Source organism: Cohnella herbarum (assembly GCF_012849095.1).
Lineage (GTDB): Bacteria > Bacillota > Bacilli > Paenibacillales > Paenibacillaceae > Cohnella > Cohnella herbarum.
The window spans coordinates 3868814-3888180 of record NZ_CP051680.1; the positions used below are offsets into that span (position 1 = coordinate 3868814).

The following is a 19367-nucleotide window of genomic DNA, read 5'->3' on the forward strand; positions in this document are numbered from 1 at the left end:
AAAACGTTGGTCGAAAGCGGCTTTCTATTGATTCTAAATGCTAGATTAGACCCGATTGCTTCAACAATCGGCTGATGACGACCGCTACCTCCGCCCGGGTCATGTAGGCCTTCGGCGCAAGAGTCGTTTCGTTTCTTCCTGTCAGGATGCCAGCCTGCACGGTGTCCGCCGCTCCGCTTCTTGCCCAACCGGACAGGGCGGAAATGTCCGAGTATCCTTTTAGAAGGGCATCTTCGGACTTCGCAGGAAGCTTCTCCTTTAATCCGGTTATCGCCATCGCTTTCGCGATGATCAGCATTGCTTGTTCCCGCGTAATTTGGTCATTCGGATGGAACTTGCCACTTTCCACCCCGTCGATCAAACCGTATTTGTACGCCGCATTCACCGCGCCGGCGTACCAGTCGGATGCCGCTACGTCCGCGAATGGCGTCGCGCCTTTTGCCAGCTTGAGTCCCAGTCCGCGAACGACAATCGCCGCAAACTCGGCTCGCGTGATGTCACGATCCGGGCTGAACTTGCCGCTGCCCGTTCCCTCGATCACCATGCGCGAACCCATATCGTTCACCTCGGCTTGCGCCCAATGTTTCGTCATATCGCTGTATGAGATCGGATGCCATACGACCGAATACGTGCTGTTCGTCAAGCTGTTGATTTGCGCATAATGCTTGCCGTCCACGACGATGATCTTAGTCGGAACGTGACGCACCTTGCCATCCGAGTCCACGACGATTCCCGTTGTAATTCGGCTCGGATCTACGCCTGCCGGTATCGCAATCGTCCTTTGTACGAACGCGTTAAACTTCGTTATCTCGACGGTTTTGTCGCCATGCAAGCTTGTGATCTTGAAATCAACAGGCGGAGCGACTATCGTAAATTCCCCTTTGGCTGCTGCGTCTTTCACCAGTTGTGCAATATTTGCCGCAGATGCGGAAATTTCGATGCGAATTATAATGTCGCTTAATGCGACTGCAGCGCCGATTTGCTTGGAGATGGCGTCAATATCGATTTGTAGAGCAGGCACGGTATAAGTGCCTCGATTCGTGCGAATTTCCAGAACCGCCTGCCGGTTCTCCATGTTTTTGATCATTTGACCGTTCAATTCGCCGATAACGACGTCGGAGTCTCCGCTAACCGGGATCGTAACGACCGCACGATCTCCTTCCGCCGCTAGACGCTTGTCCAGTTTGGCAGCGTCAACCGTTATCGTTGTTACCTTCCGGTTGTTCACCGTAGTCGTCGTTGCTTTGCCTGCGCTCTCCGCTTTACCGTTTACGAGAATCTCTGCATCGCTCTCCCCATTGTTCACAGCAGGGGGCGTCGGTCCCGAACCCGATGGCCCTGATCCACTGCCCGATTCGGAGTTCACCGTCAGCAGTGCCGCATTCGACGTCGTCGATTGCGTACCGCTGGCGATTACGACCCGATACTGGTAACCGCTCATAGAAGTCGTGACATTGGAAAGCGTAAGCGTCGAGTTCGTCGCTCCGTTTATATTTTCGAACCCTGCCCCTCTATTCACTTGCCACTGGTACGTCAATCCCGTTCCCGTCGCCGTCACGCTGAAGCTGGCGCTGCCATTCGCTGTCACCGTTGTGTCCGATGGGTGTGTCGTGATGGATGGCGCTATCGATTCACTACGCAAAACTTGGATACGGTTGTTCCCGGTATCCGCGACATAGACATTACCGTTAATGTCTACCGCTATACCATATGGAAGGCGGAATTGTCCTTCATCGCTGCCCCACGTTCCCCACGCTGCCCAAGTCTCCAGATGTCGCCCTTCGGAATCAAACTTCTGAATCCGAGATTTATACGTATCGGCTACATAGACGTTGCCGGCTACGTCCACGGCGATCCCGGCCGGATCAATAAATTGACCTTCCGAAGTGCCAGGCCCTCCCCATTCTCCAATTAATTCCCCATCACTATTTAATTTCTTTATTTTACTGTTACCGGTGTTGAGAACGTAGACATTGCCTTCGCCGTCAACCCCCAAACTTGAAGGATTGTAAAATTGTTCGGACCCGTTGCCTGGAGAACTTCCCCACGTTTGTAGAACGTTACCGCTGTCATCGAGCACCTTAATTCTTGAAGTTTGTTCCGCGACATATAATCTACCTCTTGTCTCGTCTACGGCTATTGCGAGCGGAGTGTTGAACTGAGAACGATCGCCCAGCACGCCCAACAAGCTCCCGTTGGAATCATAATAAGACACTCGGTGATTTTTGTTATCGACCGCATAGACTGTTCCAGTTACTGTAACGGCAATGCCCGAAGGTTTTCCGGTGCTAAATAACGGAAACCCAGTGTCGAATTGTCCCAATTCAGTCACAAACGCGCCGTGCTTATCGAATTTGAGAATTTCACTTTTGCTACTGTATCCAGCCCCGTCTTCAGCATTCTCGACATAGACATTCCCGTCGCGATCCACCGCCACCCCTACCGCGAAGTTAAACTCGCCGGACACGAAGTTTTTAAAACCCGCCTTAGGCGTTACGCCGCTTGTTGGAGTCGATGCTACCGAAGTTCCCGACGCATTCTTCGCCGTCACGGTGAACGTGTAGCTTTGTCCGTTCGTCAGACCTGTTACCTTGATTGGGCTAGCGCTGCCCGTCTTCGTGATTCCTTCCGGACTCGACGTTACGGTATATTCCGTTATCGGGCTGCCTCCGTTGCTCGCCGGCGGATCGAACTTAATCATCGCTCCTCCATCACCTGCATCAGCCTTCACGTTCTGCGGGGCGTCGGGAGCTTGGAACACAGGCATCCGCGCGACACGCACCTGGTTCTTGCCGTCGTACTTCTCCGTCCATACCGCAAACAATTTGCCATTATATACGGCGAGCGAAGGATTATTGGCGACCGAGCCAATTCGGGCGTTGAGCCCATGGTCGCTGTCGGCGGTCGTCCAGTTGTTGCCATCGTACTTCTTCGCCCTGATGGTACCGGACTCGACCCAAACGGCATACAAATAGCCGTCGTACGCGATTAATTTCGGTAAGTCAATGCTATTGCTAGCGGTGTAATTTAATCCGGCGTTGTTATCCGCCCATTGCCACCCGCTCTGTTCGTCATAGGACTTGACCCGGATAGCCCGATTGTTATCCGACCAAGCGACGTACATTTTGTTCTCGAATACAGCCACGTTCGGACGTTGGATATTCGTACCCCCATCGACGCCAAAGCCTCCTTCGTCTATCGGTACCCAGTCTGTTCCTCCGGCATAGCGGCTCACCTTGATCTCTTGCACGCCCGGAGTGCCCGTTTCTTCACGCCACACGGCATACAAAGAACCGTCGTATGCGGCCAATTGAGGTTGCGCTGCCCCATTTACGCTCAGACTCGAGCTCGGAGAGACGATTTGCCATTCCGTTCCTGTACCATCGTGCTTTTTTACCTGAATTTTGGAGTTTTCTTGCCATATCGCATACAGCTCATCGTTAAAAATCGTTATTCGCGGATCATACGTCAGTTCATCCGCCACATTAAGCGTACCGCCGTCTACGGTCGTCCAATTATCCCCGTCAAACTGTCTGACTCTGGCTTGCAAGTTGATCCCCAAATATCCTTCGTGCCAAGCGGCATATAATTTTTCCTTATAAACGGCAAGCGACGGAGAATCCGCTCGATTGCCTAGTTTATTTTCGGCTCCGTGCGCATTCAAGCAACCGGAAGGGATGCATCCCGATTGAGGTTCGTCCACGGAGAGCCAACCCGTTCCATCGTATTTCATCGCGTGCATTTGCGAAGTGCCGCTGGCTTCTTCCGACCATAAGACATATAGGTTCCCCTTATACTCGATAAGGTCGGCTTTATAAGAAGCTTGTGTCGTATTTTTGGCAAGTCCGCCGTCGTCCACAAGCATCCAACTACTCGTGTCGGATGCCGCTTGAGCGACATTCCCTCCCGCCAGTACCGGCAACGCCAATAGAAATGCAAGAACAAAGCAAATCGCCATCTTGCTTCTCTGCCCGAACCAATTGCCGATCCGTTTCTCTTTGCTTATCAACATCATATAGCCTCCCATTCGATTCTACGATTCTTCCGCCCTTCATTATAGAAGAGTGGGATAAACGCAGAATAAACAGAGAAAGCCGCGAAATTTGTCGCAAACAAAAGATCCACTGTCCTCAATAAGCTCTCAATGGAAGTCATAACCGAAACGGCAAAGAGCTCAAGCAGCCAGCTTGAGCTCTTTGCTTTCATGTCTATTGGCACCCGGCTTAAATATTATTACTTGCTCTGTAGCGCCAGCATTTTCATCAGTACCGTTACAGCCTCTGCCCTTGTCGCATTGTCTTGAGGGCCGCTTTTCCCTTGTATGATACCTGCTTGCTTCACGATCGCAACGCTGCCTTTTGCCCAAGCCCGAATGTCCTTATCATCCGCGAAGCCGGTTACGGCATTGGCTTCGATCGGTTGTCGCAATGCGTTAGCGATCATCGCCGCCATCTCGGCACGCGTACCCCAATGTCCCGCGATATCGCCGAATTTAACTTCTGCATCGATGCCCGTTGGTTCCTTTGGTTGCTCCGGTTCAGGTACAACTACCGTTGGATCTACTACGATTACCGCAAACTTCGTAAAATGATCAACATCTACGCTAATTCGATTTCCGTTAATCTTGCCGCCCTTAACTTCCACCCATACCTTCTTCACTTCATCATAGTAGAATATGGCTGGCCTTTGATCTTTCTTCACGCTTGCTGGATCGAACACGAAGGTCAGCGTGACCGGCTTACCGAAGTTCTCCGGGAAGTTCTTCAGAATCTCATAGATTGAGGTTGCTAGAACTTGTTTATTCGTTACAAGACTTTGAGTATCTAGTAATTTGGTTATCGTTAATTTCAGCTCTTTGTCTGTCGCACCTGTCGGAATAGAGACCGTGACCGCATCTCCTGGCCTATTACTCGTTAGCCCCGTTATTGTATAACCGTTACCGTCTATGTTTCCTAAAAAATGATAATCGACGTCGCCTATCCGCACCCAACCCTCTTCCTGATTATAGGGACTTACATCTAGATCAATATCAGCTGTCAATATGAAATACTTGTCTGCATCTAAATGATTTCTGACAAACTATTAAAAAAAACCTAACGAAAGTTAGTATTTCGCAAAAAAAAGTCGAAAAAAGCCAACAATTAAGCGCATGAACCAGCATCGTCACGAATTCAGCGCGGGTAATGCTGCTTTCCGGAGCAAATTTAGTATTCGAAAACGATTAGTTCCTTTCAGAACTCCTCTTACAGTCTCCACTTAACTTGAGTGTTGTTCACTGTTCTGCTAGGCTAATATTGAATGTCATACTAGAGGAGTTCTACGGATGAACATACATTTCTTACGAGATTTTCCATTCTTCGAGCATCTTGATGATGAGCATATCGCTGAGATTTCTAAGTTATGTAGTACGCGTATTTATAAAAAAGGGGAGTCCATCTTCTTTGAAGGCGATGAAGGGGATGAGCTCTTTCTGGTTATATCAGGGGTTATTCAAATCTATCAAAATAACAGCTCTAGGGACGTGATCTTTTCTATTTTTAGAGAAGGCGATTTCTTTGGAGAGATGGCTTTGTTGCAAAATGAAAGAGTTCGCTCTGCTTCTGCAAGAACGATCGAGAAATCCACCTTATGCGTATTAAAAAAACGCGATTTCATTCCCTTATTAAAAAGCAAGCCTGAAATCATGATCGGCATATTGGAAACAACCTTGGATCGTCTACGTGATGCCAATAAATTAATAACGGAATTGACCATAATCGATGTACGAACGCGCATTGCTCACATGTTGATACGACTATCTGAACAATATGGCCTCCCATCTTCTGATGGTATTTTAATTGATGTGAAACTAACGCATCAGCAGATGGCAGATATGACGGGAACCGCGAGGGAGACAGTGACCAAATCATTGCTTGAATTACAACAAGAGCAATTCATTCGTATTGATCAGAAGAAAATACTCGTGTGTAACATTGATGCCCTTAGAACTATGTTTGGCGCAGTTTGATTATCATTTCCCTACGGCTCGAATACGCAAAGCTTGCCCGCATCGTGTGCAATATCTGCTATTCGGCGGAGAATACGTGCCACACCCATTACAAACCAAATCTGCACGACTCGATGAGCCTCCGACTCGCGTATCTTCTGGATTCAAAGCACGTAATGTGCCAAATTCAAGCTGGCGTCCTCGTCGAATAAGCCCCAATAATAAACCAATACCGATAGCCCCAATAGCTCCCATTGCAAGCAGTCTAAAACTTCCTGATGGGTACGAATAATTCCATAACGTATGCAGGCCTAAAGAGACAGCGAATAAACCAGAAAACATCCCTATTTTTGCCCATTGATTACGTGGCTGAATTTGTAGTGTCGTATGTTTCGCTAAACCCATCCATAATCCAACCGCGGCAATCGCTGTCCACGTACCGTGTCCGAATGGAGAAAGCAACGTACGCACCCACAAGACAACGAGCATCGATAATGAAGAATCGGATTGTAAATTTGTCCAGCCATATAATATACTCTCGATCGCTGCAAACCCCATACCTGCCGCAGCGCCAAACACAATAGCATCCATCAAAAATCGAACCTGATGTCTACGCAAAAGAATGAAAAAAACGAGCAGCTTACAGCATTCCTCCACAATCGCTACGATTATCGGGTTATAGAAAGAACCTAGAAACGGCGGAGCAACAGATGGAGCGACCATCCATAATCGTTCCAAAGCAAAAGCAGCCGGAATCGCCACAAGTCCAGTCAATAGAAATATCATCGCTAAGCGATAACCGCGAAACCCGAGAATTTGTTGATTTCTTACATATGCCACGAACGTAACAGGTCCAAACAAGCCACCCATGAGCAACACTGCGATTCGTATCCCAAGATTCGAAACAAAAAAGGCTAGAATTGATAATCCGACAAATCCACAGCCTAACAACAGTAAGTATGTAATCCACTTGTCTTTGGCTTGCGGCAGCTGATTTTGCTTATCTAGTTCTGCAGGTTGCAATTCTTCCGGATTATAGGGTACAACGACGGACTTCAATAATGCTGGATTCCGAATGCTTAACATGGTCAATAATTGATGCTTCACAGGCTTATAATAAGTTAATATCGAATGAAAGAACGACTGGTCCAGCGTTAATAGTTCACAATCTTCAAGCACTTTCACTTCATAAAATGCCGGTAAATCGGTCAGCAATTCCGTTTCCCCGAAAAAATCGCCTTCCCGAAGGACCGCATGTTTCCCTTTACTTCGTATTTCTACGCTTCCGCTACTAATCATATACAGGGAGGTTATCGTTTCACCTTTACGCACGATCGTGTGTCCTTGCTTGAGCGATTCTAATTGCGTGATCTCAGCAATTCCTCTTAATTCCGAATCAGGAATCGTCGACCAAATCGTCGCTTTTCTTAATAAGCTATGGATATAGCGCAATCGCACATTAACTAGCATACTTTGATAGAACAACGGACTTTGATCAGCTAACCGTTCAAATAAGCTATAATCAAGCCGAATTGCTACCACCTGCTCCATAGCTTCAATCGAAGCCGAGCGAGGTGCTCGTCGAAGGAGTCCCATCTCGCCAACGATTTCACCCGCTCCCAGCTCCGCTAGAGTTAGAGTCTGTCCGACAAGATTCCGACTGGTAACGCTCACACGTCCTTGCACAAGTATATAACAATCCGAAGAGGGGTCATTCTCTACAAATAAATACGATTCTGGCTCGAAGGTGTGGACTTCGATTGAACGTGCAACCATCTCGATCTCATTGTCCGGAATCCCTTGTAACAAAGGATGTTGTCGAAGCCATTTCTCTATAGCGTCTAAGTCCACTCATTCCCTCTCCCTACCCTACTTATATGCCTATTTTACTATGTATCGATGTTAGAGTGTATACAACGTAAATAGGATTGCAGGGCATGTATACTAGATACAAGACCTACAATCCTATTCTCTTCACTCGTGCAAACCAGATTAGCGCATATTCCCAATAATCGAGCTGCGAGAATCCTGCATCTTTTTAACGAAATTAGTCATGACATCAAAAGCTTCGTTACGTTTGTTCGACAATGACTGTAACCTAAGCATTTCCATTTGTTGACTATTAGAAAGCGCATCAATCGATTGTTTTACAGAGCTAATATGCGCATCTACCTCGCTCTTCGTCTTCGGTATTTCCTTTAATCCGGCAGCCGAATACAATTGACTTAAATCACTCTGTTCTTTGCTAGTGACCGCTGCATTAGCTGGCGCACTCGCGCCGAACCTGCCTTTTACTTGATACAATCCCGCCAGCACATAATTCAATTTTGCTACCTTTTCATTATTCGATTGTACAGCAGATATTTGCGATTTCAGTTGATCTTCTAGTAGCTTTGCGCGTTGCGATTGTACCGCCGCCATGGCTGATACAATATCCATTGTTTGTAAATCCGCTGTAGTAATTGCCCCTACCGTGTTTTGCAAGTCCTCTCCCGTGATTGTTTTCTTCACCGCACTGTACACATCGTCGTTATACAACAGTGCTCCCCCCACCAATATGCCTACTACAAAAGTGCCTAATGAGGATAAAATCATTTTTTTGTTCATGTCGTACTCCTTTTGAAAGTTATTCGCTTTTTATATCATATTACATTTTACTGTTTTTTTCTGTAACGGGGGCTACAAAATGAATGCGTGCCTCTGGGCACGCTTCAAAAAAGAAGCGAGACTTTGCCTGCTCCGTTGCTGAGTGGACGTAACTGATTAGTCCCTTTTCGCTCAAGCAAAGTCCGGTTTAAGAATGATAAGGTTAGAAGAAAAAGACAACCATCAAGGTTGTCTTCTCCTGTCATATCTTATTAAATTCCTGCTAAGCCTTCAGGAAAACCGTTTTAATCGAAGTGAAGAACTCGATGGCCGCCTGCCCTTGCTCTCTCGAGTGAGAGCTGGATTGCTTCATTCCGCCGAACGGAGCTTGCAGCTCGACGCCTGCCGTTTCAGCATTAATGCGGACTAAGCCTGCATCCATATCGGCGATAAAAGCGAGAATGTTCCCGATATTTTGCGTGAAAATGGAGGCGCTTAGTCCGTATTCCACGTCGTTTGCAAGCGAGATCGCTTCCTCCAAATCATTGAAAGGGATAAGCGCCAGCACCGGCCCGAAGATTTCCTCTTGAGCGATCGTCATCTTCGAAGTCACCCCGTCGAATACGGTCGGTTGCACGTAATAACCGCTCTTTAATTCCTCGTCGGCAGGGACGCCTCCCCCGCAAAGCAAGCTCGCGCCTTCCGCGATCCCCTTGTCGATGTAAGAGAGAACGGTATCGCGCTGTCTTTCGTTCGCGCAAGGTCCCATCCACGTCGCGGAATCGTTTCCGTTCCCCAGCTTCAGCCGCTTCACTTGATCCACCAGCTTGGCACGGAAAATTTCATAGACCGAAGCCTGTACGAGAATTCTGCTCGTTGCGGTACACTTCTGTCCGGTTGATTTCAATCCGCCGCTGATCGCCGCTTCTACCGCCAGATCGAGGTTCGCGTCTTCCGCGACGATAAGCGGATTTTTCCCGCCCATTTCCAATTGATACTTCGCGCCGCGGGATAGAGCGGTTTGTCCGATCTGTTTTCCTACCTTGTTGGAACCCGTAAAGGTGATGCCTTGAATATCGGGATGCCGCGCAATGCCGCCGCCGATCGTTGCTCCGTCGCCGGTAACCATATTGACAACGCCCGGCGGAAGACCCGCTTCTTCAAAACAAGCCAGAAGCTTGGCAGCCGTAATGGACGTTTCGATAGCCGGTTTTATCACGACCGTATTCCCGTAGATAAGCGCCGGCGCCATTTTCCACATCGGGATCGCGACCGGGAAATTCCACGGCGTTATGACGCCTACGACCCCAAGAGGCACCCGAGTGGTGAACATCATGGCTTCATTGTCTGTCGATGGAATAACGTCGCCGATCTTCCGCATGCCTTCCCCGGCATAATAACGGAGAATCGCGACGCCGCGAGCCGTTTCGCCCTTGCATTCGGCTAAGGTTTTGCCCATCTCGCGCATCATCGTTTCGGCGATATCGGCTAACCTCGCCTCCAACAGATTGGCCGCCTTGAATAGATAATCGCCCCGCGCCGCGCCAGAGAGCTTACGCCATGCCCCCTTGGCACGATTGGCCGCGCTCACCGCAAGCTCGAGATCCGCTTCGCCGGAATCTTGCACATAGCCGACGATGTCTTTCGTATCGGCCGGATTAAGGCTCGCGGTCACCCTTCCCGTTACGGATGGGCTCCATTTCCCGTCGATATAGTTCAGATAAGTTTGCTCTATCGTCATTTTTTCTATTCCCTCCATAAAGCTTGGTTAAAGCATTAGTCGACGGCAGGAATTCCCAAGCCTTTAGCGAACTTGCCGGATTGAACGGCAACGGAATTATGCCGTTCCAGCAATTGCAGACCCAGATGGGCTCTGTTCACTTTTTCCATGCATTGGATTCTGGCCACCTCTTTGTTATGAGCCCCTGCAGGGTAAACGCTAGTCGCGTTGCGCAGACCGAATTTCAAGTAAACCGGCGAGGCGATTCTTACGATTTCCGGAATCTCGTAATTCCGAATAAACCCGCCCATATCGTCCGGCGACTCGATATAGAGATCAACGGGCGCGTCAACGACCGTACGAATCGAAGACAATTGCGGAAGCGTAATATCTCCGGTCAAATTCAACGTATTGCCGCCAAGCTCCGTTATGATTTTTGCGCTTACCGGGTTAGTCGGACTCATCATCGCGGAGATCTTGACGACCAAGTCGGTCGGCAATTGTCCTTTGTTTTTGGCTTGATCGATCAGCGATACTAAGCCTTCGTCAGCGACAAGTACGCTGCGAATGCCTAGATCCGTCGCGCGAAATACATCTTCCAACGCGTAGAGCAGTTGATCCATCCCCGCATGTCTTCCCCCAAGCACCTTACCGCTGGCGCTAAGAGCCATCCCGCCGATATCGAAGCTCATTCGAGGACCGACGAAGAGGCACACTTCCATCCCTTCCGTATTCCCCATCTGAGCCATGTCGCGGATCTCGGAGTCGCTTAACAGCATAATGCCGCTGCCCTGGGATACCCGATTCACCGTTATCCCGAATTTCCTGGACTCGGCGATGACGCTTTCCAATATTGCGGGTCCTTCCACGGAAGGAATCTCCACCCGGTAATGCGCACCGTCTTCGAATCTCTTTTCGCTTGTCGGGAGTTGGTACTGATCTTTGTCCGGCAGGCCAAGACTGGCCGCGAATGCTTGTGCTCTATTCATCGCTATTTCCTCCAAAGTCATCATCCGATTAGAACGGCTGACTGATTTAACTATCCTCTTCCTACGGTCGGTTCGACGAATGGAACTTCATCTTCGGAAGCCGGACGCAGGTTGTCGAGATCGCAGCCTTCGTCGGCTTGCAAGACATGATCCGCGTACATCCGCATATATCCGCGTTTGTGCAAGCGAGCAGGCGACCAAGCTTTCATTCGCTCGCTTATTTCCGCGTCTGTAAGCTCGACATGAAGCGTTCCCCGTTCCAAATCGACCTCGATCCAATCCCCGCTGTGGATCGCCGCGAGCGGTCCTCCGAGCTGAGCTTCCGGAGAAACGTGAAGGATATTGGTTCCGAAGCTTGTTCCGCTCATTCGCGCATCGCTAATTCTGACCATATCCCGCACGCCCTGCTTCAACAGCTTTTTCGGAATCGGCAGCGCTCCCCATTCGGGCATCCCGGCGCCGACCGGACCGCAATTTCGCAGAACGAGCACCGACGTCTCGTCTACTTCCAGTTCTTCGCTATCTATTCGTTCATGCATGTCTTCATAACTATCGAATACGATCGCTTGACCCCTGTGCTTCCCGTTGATAAACGAACTCGCGGAGCGTTTCAGGATCGCGCCGGAAGGCGCCAAATTACCCGTGAGCACGGCAAGGCCGACATCCGTTTTGAAGGGTTCGCCTAATGTGGAAATGATATCGTCGCGGTAAGAGGGCGCATCGCGATAGGCTTCTTCAAGCGTAGTTCCCATAGCGGTAAGACGGGTCGCGTCCAATTGAGGAAGCAACCTGCCGATCACGGCGCCAAGCCCGCCCGCTTCGAAAAAATCGTCCATGCTGTGCTCGCCGCTCGGCTGAAGATTAACCATCAACGGAATGCCCGCGGACAGTTCTTCATAACGCTTCAAGGGAATGCGAATGCCCAGGCGCCCCGCGATCGCGGTCAAGTGGATAACCGCATTGGTGGAGCCCCCGATCGCCGCGAGCAGCTTGATGGCGTTATCGAATGCGGCTTCCGTCATCAGGCTGGACGGAGTCAATCCCTCCTTGACCATCGCTACGATTCGTTTCCCCGTCTCTTCCGCCGCCCATTTGCGGCTTGCATGCGTAGCCGGAATCGTGGACGTGCCCGGAAGCATCATGCCGAGCATCTCGGACAAGCATTTCATGCTGGAGGAGGTCCCCATAACGGGGCACCCTCCCTGCGTGCACGAAATGCATTTTTCCAGCTCCGTCCATTCCTCTTCGGTTAACAGTCCGGCATTGTAATCATCCATTAACCGCCATAGATCGGTACCGTAATTCACTTTCTTCCCGCGAAAAGTTCCCGACGCCCGATGCCCGGCGGCAAGCTGAAGCGACGGGATATTGCTGCTGGCCGCGCCCATAAGCTGGGCGGGAGTCGTCTTGTCGCATTCGCAGAGCATGACCGCGCCGTCGATCGGCAATGCCCGTATGGATTCCTCGAAGTCCATCGCCATCAAGTTGCGATAAGGCAGATCCGAAGGTTTCATAAAATCCGCGGGAGCCGTAATCGTATGCATCTCCAGCGGATAACCTCCGGCGAGCAGCACCCCGCGTTTGACGAATTCGACTAACTCTTTATGAGGCGCATTGCAGCTATTCAAATCGCTCCACGAGTTGAATATGCCGATAATGGGTTTGCCTACGAAGGATTCCGGAACATGTCCATTCGCCCTCATGGCGGACAAATGCTGGAATCGCGTTTCCTTGGACGGATGTTTGAACCACCGATCGCTGCGCAAAGACATGTCTAGATCACCTCTTCAATCCGAATCCGCGTTATCGTCTGGGCTTGTTCGCCGGGCCGAAGAACGCGGAAACCGGTCAATTCCTCCGGAAGCTGCCGCAAATTGGGCGCGTTCGTGATCCAAGTATACGGCTCCGGACAAAGATAACCTTGTTTGGAATCGTGATTGTAAACCACCCAATGTTTGAACTGCTCGTCGGCGCCGTATACGACGCGAATTCCGGAGCCCGAATCCGTCAACACCGCTTCGTTCGCTCCGGCGTCGGCCGTAAGGAAAGCATCGTCCAGCGCGTGCCCGACAAGGCTTTTCCCCTCGCGCAATTGTTCCGAATACGGGATATCTACGAGCCCTCCGGTCGGCAGAAACCGTTCGTCCAACACCCATTGTTTGTCCGCATTAAGCGCGAACCGGCACGACGCCAAATCCCCTGAACCGTTAAACGGGAAATTAAAAGTCGTATGATAACCGAGCCCCCAAGGAAAGGGAGCGCTATCCCGGTTGCTAACCGTCGCTTCGACGGTTAGCGACGTCTGCTCCAAAACGTACTTCATATGAACGGTAAAGAGATGAGGAAATTGCGCTAGAATCCCTTCGTGTTCCTCCGAGTGAATGATCGTCTCCAGCACGATTCGTTCTCCCTCGGCTTCGGCTCTCAGGAGCTTCCACGGCGCGTCGAACAACAAACCATGGGTATGATTGTGTTCCGAAGGGTCATTGATATTAAAGCGATACTCCCTGCCGTTATATTCGAACCTGCCGTCGGCTATCCGATTCGGAGGGAATAGAATCGGCAATCCGTACATGAACGGATCCGCTTCGTACTCTTCCCGGCATTGCGGGAATCGCAGCAAATCAAGGTTTTTGCTTAGGGAGCGCAAAGACAATAAATTGCTCCCCCATGACGGGACTAAAACGATTTCCAGTTCCTCGTTCCGCGCTCTTATCGCGGTTTCGCCGTAAAGGTCAAACCGTTCGATTACCATATCGCCAGCCCCTTCAGTTGAAATGCCGTCTCATCGCGGCAAGGCTCGGCAGTTGAAGAATCTCGTCCAACAGCGCCCGCGCCTGTTGTTCGGAACGGGTCCACGGATCCATTAGAATTAATTGAACAAGATCTTCATAGCTTCCGCTTTCGTAAGCTTGCAGCTCCATCTCGACGGGGGCGACGCGATCGCGCAGCGCATATTGAATGACGGGCTTAGTCAAGCCTTTGGTTTTAATGCCTTGAACGCCTATTCCGCTGACGTAACAAGGAATCTCCACTTGAAAATCCAGCGGAATGCCAGGCACGTAATTGCTGTCGTTCAAAATATTGAGGATCATCACCCTAGGAACATCGCACGCGATCGCTTCGATAAACGGGATCATCGGTTCCGTCGAATGCACCGGCGGGAAGCTATCCATCACTTTCTCGGCCGTATTCTCGGAAACTCTCCGAATTTTCTCTACGCCCGCGGCTCCGCCCGCGAAGTAAAGGTCGCGCCACCAAGCCTCGGGATCTTCCTTATAGAAGCGCTCCGTCTCTTCGTCCGCGTGATGCCAGGCGGGCCAAGCGCCGCCTCCCGGATTTCCCGTATCGCCGATCGGGAATACGCCGAACTTCTTGTATAGATCGAGCGCTTTCGGTCCCAACCAATCGCATGTACCGCATTGCTCGATATAAGCCGCCGATTTTTCTTCGATCCAGCGATCCAGAATGGGGAACGCGTCTTCGCCTTTGTAGCGGAACTCCGTCAACCAGATGAAATGGTTGACGCCCGGAATTTCGTACGTAATATGTGCCGGGTCGAGCCCGATGACTTCGGCGACGGCCCGTATTCCGTTCGAACCGTGACAGAAGCCCGCGAGCTTGGCTTGCGGATACTTGCGCTGCAAATAGGTCACGCCGGCCATGACCGGATTGGATACGAGCATATACCAAGCATTCGGACAGATTTCCAGAATGTCTTGCATCACCGACTCCATTAATTGCAACTGATCGAAGTTGATCCAGAATCCTTCATCATGCATGACGTGGAGGCTTCCGCCAAAACGATACCCGTGCTTCCGAGCGATGTCCCATCCGTCTTTCAGACGTTGATGTCCTCCGATCAGCGCCGCGAGCATGACGAAGTCCGCTCCGCGAAGCGATTCTCTCCGATCCGTCGTTTTTTCCAGAACCAGAGAAATATTAGCCTCTTTGGCATACCGCTCGCAAAGCGAATAGGCGCTGTTCAGACGCTGCTCGTCGATGTCCATGAAGCTGATTACGCTGCCTTCAAGGGAAGGCGTAAGGCAAATATCTTTAATAAGGCTTAGGGAAAACATAGCCGAGCCGGCTCCGATAATACTGATTTTAGGCATGAGAAATCCTCCAATATCGTTATTTATTAAGAAATCGTCGACCTCAGATCGCGGCCGATGCCGCTCCGTCGATGCTCAGATTAGAGCCGTTGACGACGACGGATTCATCCGAGGCCAGGAACAGTACCGCGTAGGCCACTTCGCGCGTCGTAGCCATTCTTCCGAGCGGCTGCTGCTGTTTGATAATCGGATACAATTTATCCATGCCTCCCATGCTATCGGCGAGCCGGACGTTCATATCCGTTTCGACCCACCCCGGAGAAATGGCGTTGCAGCGAATGCCTTTCTCGGCATACGAGACGGCGATTTCCTTCGTTAAGCCGATAATGCCCGCTTTAGAAGCGGAGTAGGCGGTATAACCCGGCTCCGTCAGCGAAGCCATCACGGACGACGTATTGATAATGGAGCCGCCGTTTCCTTTGAGCATCTCGGGAATCGCTTTTTTGCACATCAGGAACATCGATTTCAAGTTGACCTGCAACACTTCGTCCCACGTTTCTTCGGGATAATCCTGAATATCGCCGACGGGCATGATGCCTGCATTGTTGAACAAGATATCGAGCTGGCCGTAGGCGTCGACCGCGCGGGCCACCGCGCGTTCCGCGGTTGCCATCAAGCCGACGTTCCCGCATACGATTTCGCAGCTTCCGCCCGCTTCGCGGATTTCCGCGGCGACTTCGTTCAGCTTTTCTTCGTGCAAGTCGACCAGCACAAGCTTCGCGCCCTCTTCGGCGAAGAGCAGCGCGGTTCCTTTGCCGATTCCCGCTGCCGCCCCCGTGACGATGGCTACTTTCGAATAAAGGCGACCTTGCTTCGTTTGATTCGTACTCATGAGCATGACTTCCTTTCTTGTCCTCATTCGGTTTAGATTATTTGACGGCTCCGATGACCAAGCCCTTGCGGATGAAACCTTGGAAAATAATATAAATGGCGATCGGCGGCAACGAGGCCAGCAGCAATCCGGACAGCAACAACGGATAATCGGAGCTGAACCTGTTAAGCACGGTCGCTACGGCCACGGTTACCGTCTTCAGATGATCGGACTGCAAATAGATCAGCGGGGTCAACAGATCGTTCCACCAATTCGTCGCGTTAAAGATCGATACCGTGACTACGCCGGGAAGACTCATGGGAAGAACGACTTTAATCATCGCCTGGTGATATTTCGCGCCGTCCATTTTGATCGCTTCAAGCACTTCGTCGGGCATCCCCCTCATCAAGGAGGTAAGCAGGAATACCGTGCTCGGAATGGCGGAGACGGCCCAAATGACGACAACGGACACGATATGGTCGGTCCAGCCGATTCTGGACATCAACAAGTAGTTCGGAATGATAAAGGTGACGCCCGGAATCGTCATCGTGGCAATCATCGCGACGTAAAACCCGTTTCTGAACCTGAATTTCAATTTGGCAAAAGCGTATGCCGCCGGAACGGAGACGACGAGGCAAGCCACCATGCTAAGCCCCACGTATAAGACCGTGTTGCCGAATAAGCGAACCAAGGAAAACCGATAAAACAAAGCTTTGAAATTATCGAAATACCACGTTTCGGGAAGCGCGATCGGGTGTTTGATATACTCGATCGTCGGCTTCATGCTGCTGAACGCCATGTAAAAAAGAGGATACATGGACATAATGGCGATGAGGGCGAGAACGATAAAAATCAGCAATCTAATCATTTTTGTCGAGGCCGTTTTCATCTTGTCCTCCTACTGCTCCAAGCGCTTGGATATTTTCAACTGAATCCAGGTAATCAACATGACGATGAAAAACAGAAAAACCGAAAGCGCGCTCGCGTAACCCATATTGCCGCTTCTGAAGGCTTGAATGTAAATCATGTAATCGATCGGCGTCGTTTCGTAACCCGGGCCCCCGCCCGTAATCGAATAAACCAACCCGAACAGTCCCACGAACACGTAAATGACGTTAACGATCGTAAAATAAAAGATGGCCGGGTACAGGGACGGGATGACGATGTAAAACAGGCGCTGCCGCCAAGTCGTGCCGTCGATTTTCGCGGCATCGAACAATTCGTTGGAAATGGAGGAAAGCCCCGATAGAAAGATAAGCGTGCCTTGACCAAGCGTTTGCCAGTAAAAGCAAAGGATCAAGATCATAAATTCGGTCGGGACCGTATTCAGCCAATCCACGGTAAAACGACCGAGTCCGATATTTTCAAGAAGGGTATTCACGACGCCCCTATTGGTAAACATGGATTTCGCCAAGAAGCCGATAACTACCGACGAGAGAATGGCAGGCAGATAATAAACGGAACGAAAGAAACGCCAGCCGCGAACCTCCTCGTGCAACAGTACCGATACCGTGAGCGAGATCAACAAGATACCCGGAACGGATAATAAAAAGATCAAATTATTGCGCAACATAAGCGGCAAATCCCCGTTGCTTACGATGTTCTTGAAGTTATCCAGCCCTATGAACGCGGAATTGACCCCGTCCCATTCCGTAAAGCTATGAAAGAACGTATTAAACATCGGATAGCCCACGAATATCGCCAATAGCAGAAAAGCCGGCAGCAAGGAGAACCAACCTACCCAGCGCTCTTGCTTAAGACTCATTCCCATCTACCTCCTTGCCTTTTGTAAAAGCGACCTCCCTTAGCGGGAGGTCATTTTGTCTTACTTGCTCTTGTTTTTCAGAAGATCGTCGCGTTTCTGATCGATCTTCTTCATGAATTCTTCCGCCGTCATTTTCCCGCTGGACACCAGGGACTGCAGCGACATCATCTCGCTTGTCAACTCTGCGGGATAGACGTTATCCGGCCAGAAAATCGTGCTCGGTTCGTTCGCCATATCCTGCATCGTCTTGACTAAGGGATCGGATACGTATTCGTTCACGTCGACGTCGTTGACTACGGTAATGCGCGCTTCGCCGGATTTGATCTTGTTGATTTGTTCTTCCTTGCTCATCAGGAACTTGACGAACTCGGCCGCTTCTTTCGCGTTCTCCGAGTAATTCGTCACGACGAACGCCGCGCCGACGCCGCCGGGACCGCCATCGTGGATTTTGACGTCCTCGCTGAAATCCGGAATTTTCATGAAGCCGACGTTATCGCCCATCTCTTCGCTGAAGTTCGTGATGTCCGAATTGGCTCCCACGCTCATGCCGAGCTGGCCTTGAATGAACAATTGGCGAATGGAATCGTCCGCAATGACCAAATCTTTGTCGAAGAGCTCATGCCAGCCCTTCATGACGTTCACCAGCTTAGGATCGGAGAAGTTCGACGTGCCTTTGACCAGGCTGTCCAGACCCGGAATATCTACCGTCTGAGCAATCCAGTAGTCGGGGACATGGAGGAAGCTGTCTTTGAACAATCCGAGCGGCGTCACGTTTTGCGCTTTGATCTTCTCGAGCATGGCCACGAATTCCTGGAAGTTTTTGGGACGCTGCGCGACCGGATCGACCCCCGCGTCGGCAAAGATCTTCTTGTTGTAAGCCAGGAGGAACGTGCCGTCCGTTCCGAACGGAACGCCGTAGGCTTTGCCGTCGTTCGTGAAGTCTTCCGTCGTTGCGCTCCAACCGACGATTCGGGCTCTTTCTTCCGCCGTGAAGTACGGATCCATCGGCTCCAAAAACTGCTTAAAGCGGAGCATGTACGAACCGGACCAGAGTACGGTCAGATCGGGACCGTTCTTGGCGATGCTGGCCGTTTGGAACTTGGCGAACAGCTCGTCTCCCGAAGGAACGTCCTGCACGTCGATTTTGACGTTCGGATGCAGCTTCTGATAACGTTCCACCGCCTGGGAAATATAGAAGTCTTCCTTTTTCTTGGATTTGTTATTCTCATCAATGGTGGCAAACCCCGAATTCCAGAAAACAAGTTTGATTTGCTTCTCCCCGTTGCCGCTGGAAGAAGCGCTTTCATTTGTACCACTGCTGCACGCGTTAAGCACGAGTGCCATTACCATGATCAATGTTGCGGTTACAACCGACCCTCTTCTTAGTTTCATGGA

General features: G+C 50.6%; 14 protein-coding genes. 1 reads left to right on the forward strand and 13 read right to left on the reverse strand.

From position 1 onward, the window contains the following. Positions 1-40: 40 nt before the first annotated feature. Positions 41-4015, reverse strand: a complete 3975-nt coding sequence (locus tag HH215_RS16775) for an S-layer homology domain-containing protein (RefSeq protein ID WP_169280954.1) — start codon at positions 4013-4015, stop codon at positions 41-43. Between the two features lie 218 nt (positions 4016-4233). Further along, the gene (locus HH215_RS16780; RefSeq protein WP_169280955.1) at positions 4234-4986 is read right to left on the reverse strand and encodes an S-layer homology domain-containing protein; all 753 of its coding nucleotides are present in this window, start codon (positions 4984-4986) and stop codon (positions 4234-4236) included. Positions 4987-5323: 337 nt separating this feature from the next. Here HH215_RS16780 and HH215_RS16785 point away from each other — a divergent pair, with 337 nt between their 5' ends. Further along, positions 5324-6007, forward strand: coding sequence for a Crp/Fnr family transcriptional regulator (locus HH215_RS16785; RefSeq protein ID WP_169280956.1), 684 nt, complete (start codon positions 5324-5326; stop codon positions 6005-6007). 3 nt (positions 6008-6010) lie between these two features. Here the strand turns inward: HH215_RS16785 and HH215_RS16790 are convergent, their stop codons facing one another. From HH215_RS16790 to HH215_RS16840, 11 genes are all read right to left on the reverse strand, one after another. Next, the gene (locus HH215_RS16790; protein ID WP_169280957.1) at positions 6011-7837 is read right to left on the reverse strand and encodes a cyclic nucleotide-binding domain-containing protein; all 1827 of its coding nucleotides are present in this window, start codon (positions 7835-7837) and stop codon (positions 6011-6013) included. 141 nt (positions 7838-7978) lie between these two features. Then, positions 7979-8593 (reverse strand): hypothetical protein, encoded by a 615-nt coding sequence (locus HH215_RS16795; RefSeq protein WP_169278025.1) that lies wholly within the window; start codon positions 8591-8593, stop codon positions 7979-7981. A 262-nt stretch (positions 8594-8855) separates the two neighbouring features. Beyond that, entirely contained in the window at positions 8856-10313 is a 1458-nt protein-coding gene (gene gucD, locus HH215_RS16800; RefSeq protein WP_169280958.1) for an alpha-ketoglutaric semialdehyde dehydrogenase GucD, read from the reverse strand. 35 nt (positions 10314-10348) lie between these two features. Further along, complete coding sequence (locus tag HH215_RS16805; protein ID WP_169280959.1) at positions 10349-11281, reverse strand: hypothetical protein; 933 nt, start codon at positions 11279-11281, stop codon at positions 10349-10351. Positions 11282-11331: 50 nt separating this feature from the next. Next, entirely contained in the window at positions 11332-13053 is a 1722-nt protein-coding gene (locus HH215_RS16810) for a dihydroxy-acid dehydratase (RefSeq protein WP_169280960.1), read from the reverse strand. A 2-nt stretch (positions 13054-13055) separates the two neighbouring features. Next, on the reverse strand, positions 13056-14036 hold the full coding sequence (locus HH215_RS16815) for an aldose 1-epimerase (protein ID WP_169280961.1): 981 nt from the start codon (positions 14034-14036) through the stop codon (positions 13056-13058). A gap of 13 nt (positions 14037-14049) precedes the next feature. Next, on the reverse strand, positions 14050-15396 hold the full coding sequence (locus HH215_RS16820; protein ID WP_169280962.1) for a family 4 glycosyl hydrolase: 1347 nt from the start codon (positions 15394-15396) through the stop codon (positions 14050-14052). Between the two features lie 43 nt (positions 15397-15439). Next, positions 15440-16228 carry an SDR family NAD(P)-dependent oxidoreductase gene (locus tag HH215_RS16825; RefSeq protein ID WP_169280963.1) on the reverse strand — a complete coding sequence of 263 codons (789 nt, stop codon included), beginning with the start codon at positions 16226-16228 and terminating at the stop codon, positions 15440-15442. A 37-nt stretch (positions 16229-16265) separates the two neighbouring features. Further along, positions 16266-17096 (reverse strand): carbohydrate ABC transporter permease, encoded by an 831-nt coding sequence (locus HH215_RS16830; protein ID WP_169280964.1) that lies wholly within the window; start codon positions 17094-17096, stop codon positions 16266-16268. A 9-nt stretch (positions 17097-17105) separates the two neighbouring features. Beyond that, positions 17106-17972 (reverse strand): carbohydrate ABC transporter permease, encoded by an 867-nt coding sequence (locus HH215_RS16835; protein WP_217362299.1) that lies wholly within the window; start codon positions 17970-17972, stop codon positions 17106-17108. Positions 17973-18032: 60 nt separating this feature from the next. Further along, the gene (locus tag HH215_RS16840; RefSeq protein WP_169280966.1) at positions 18033-19364 is read right to left on the reverse strand and encodes an ABC transporter substrate-binding protein; all 1332 of its coding nucleotides are present in this window, start codon (positions 19362-19364) and stop codon (positions 18033-18035) included. Positions 19365-19367: the final 3 nt, after the last annotated feature.